Origin of the sequence: Streptomyces hainanensis (assembly GCF_004348415.1) — a bacterium.
Taxonomy (GTDB): Bacteria; Actinomycetota; Actinomycetes; order Streptomycetales; family Streptomycetaceae; genus Streptomyces; species Streptomyces hainanensis.
In genome coordinates, this window is record NZ_SMKI01000819.1 from 1 (window position 1) to 1,444 (window position 1,444).

General features: G+C 77.0%; 1 protein-coding gene. It reads right to left on the reverse strand.

The window, feature by feature from the left end; translation table 11 throughout:
- Nucleotide 1: 1 nt before the first annotated feature.
- Nucleotides 2–1,108 carry a LacI family DNA-binding transcriptional regulator gene (locus E1283_RS36195; RefSeq protein WP_243745347.1) on the reverse strand — a complete coding sequence of 369 codons (1,107 nt, stop codon included), beginning with the start codon at nucleotides 1,106–1,108 and terminating at the stop codon, nucleotides 2–4.
- Between the last annotated feature and the right edge of the window lie 336 nt (nucleotides 1,109–1,444).

Consider the following 1,444-nt stretch of genomic DNA (forward strand, 5'->3'; position numbering starts at 1 on the left):
GTCATGGCGACGGCGGGCGCGGGGGCGGCGGCGACGCCCGGCGCGGGGGCGGCGCCACGGTGCTGCCGGGGCGGAAGGCGCAGGTCACCAGCGCCTGGGACGGACGGTGTCCGTCGGCGAGCAGGTCGGTCAGCAGACGGACGGCGGTGGCCCCCATCTCCGCCCTGGGGATGTCGAACCCGGTGGGCTCCGGCGCCCCCGCCAGGTCGGCGGGCGGGGATCCGAGCAGCGCGAGGGACACCTCCTCCGGCACCCGGAGTCCGGCGCCGGACACGGCGGCGGTCAGCGCCCGCCACGCGTCGCCGGTGTCGGTCTCCTCGGCGACGAACGCGGTGACGCCCTCGGCGTGGCGGGCCCGCAGCCAGGCCGCGTCGATCTCGGCGGCGGGCCGGGCGGTGCGGACGACGGTGCCCTCGGGCGCGGGCAGCCCGGCGGCGGCCAGCCCGTCGAGGAAGCCGCGCTGCCGGTCCGCGGAGGCCTGGGCGTCGTCGTCCTCGCGGACCAGCAGCACCCGGCGGTGCCCGAGCCCTGCCAGGTGCTCGACGACCTCGGCGCTGGCGGCGGCGTAGTCGGCGCCTGCCCAGGCCAGGCCCTCGGGCTCGTCCCGGCGGCCGAGGTGGACCAGCGGGAAGCCGTCGGCGACCAGCCGCCGCAACGGCTCGGACGGCACGTGCCGGCCCAGCAGCAGGCAGCCGTCCGCGAGCCGTACCCGGTCGAGCGCCCCGGGCGCACCTGCCCCGGCGCCACCGCTGCTCGACCCGGTGAACAGCACCAGGTCGTAGCCGCGGGCGGCGGCCTCCTGCTCGATGCCGACCAGGAAGCGGTAGTAGGAGTGCTCGACCTCGGTGGGGAACGTGGCGGTGAAGCTGAACACGCCCAGCAGGTTGTTCCGGGCCGCCGCCAGCCGGCGGGCCGCGGGGTCCGGGACGTACCCGAGCGTCCTGGCCGCCTCGAGCACCCGGTCACGGGTGGCCTCCTGGATGACGATGCCCTGCTTGTTGCCGCCCAGAACCAGCGAGACGGTCGTCTGCGAGACGCCCGCGAGCCGCGCCACCTCGGCCTGCCGGGGCCGGCCGCGCCGCACCGTGCGGGGCTCCCTTTCGGTCACTTCTCCACCTCTCGACTAATACGCATTAGCTGACGGGTTCGAACGATCACGGTCGGGCTAATGCGGATTAGCCGGAACTCTGCCTCCCCCATCCGGCCTACGTCAAGACCTGCGGGGAGCGGATCTCCTCCGGCCGGATCCCGCTCCCGCCGGGCACCCCCGCGCGGCCGAGGGAGGCGGCGACGCGCCCTGGCCGCGCGACCGCGCCGGCGGCGATTTCGGGTCAACGCTCGCCGGTGGCCGGCGGCGCGGCCGCCGCGCCCCGGTTTCACCACCGCGAACGCGGCGCCCCGGGAAGGACCGCGACGAACCGGACACCCCGGCGCCCCACCACCC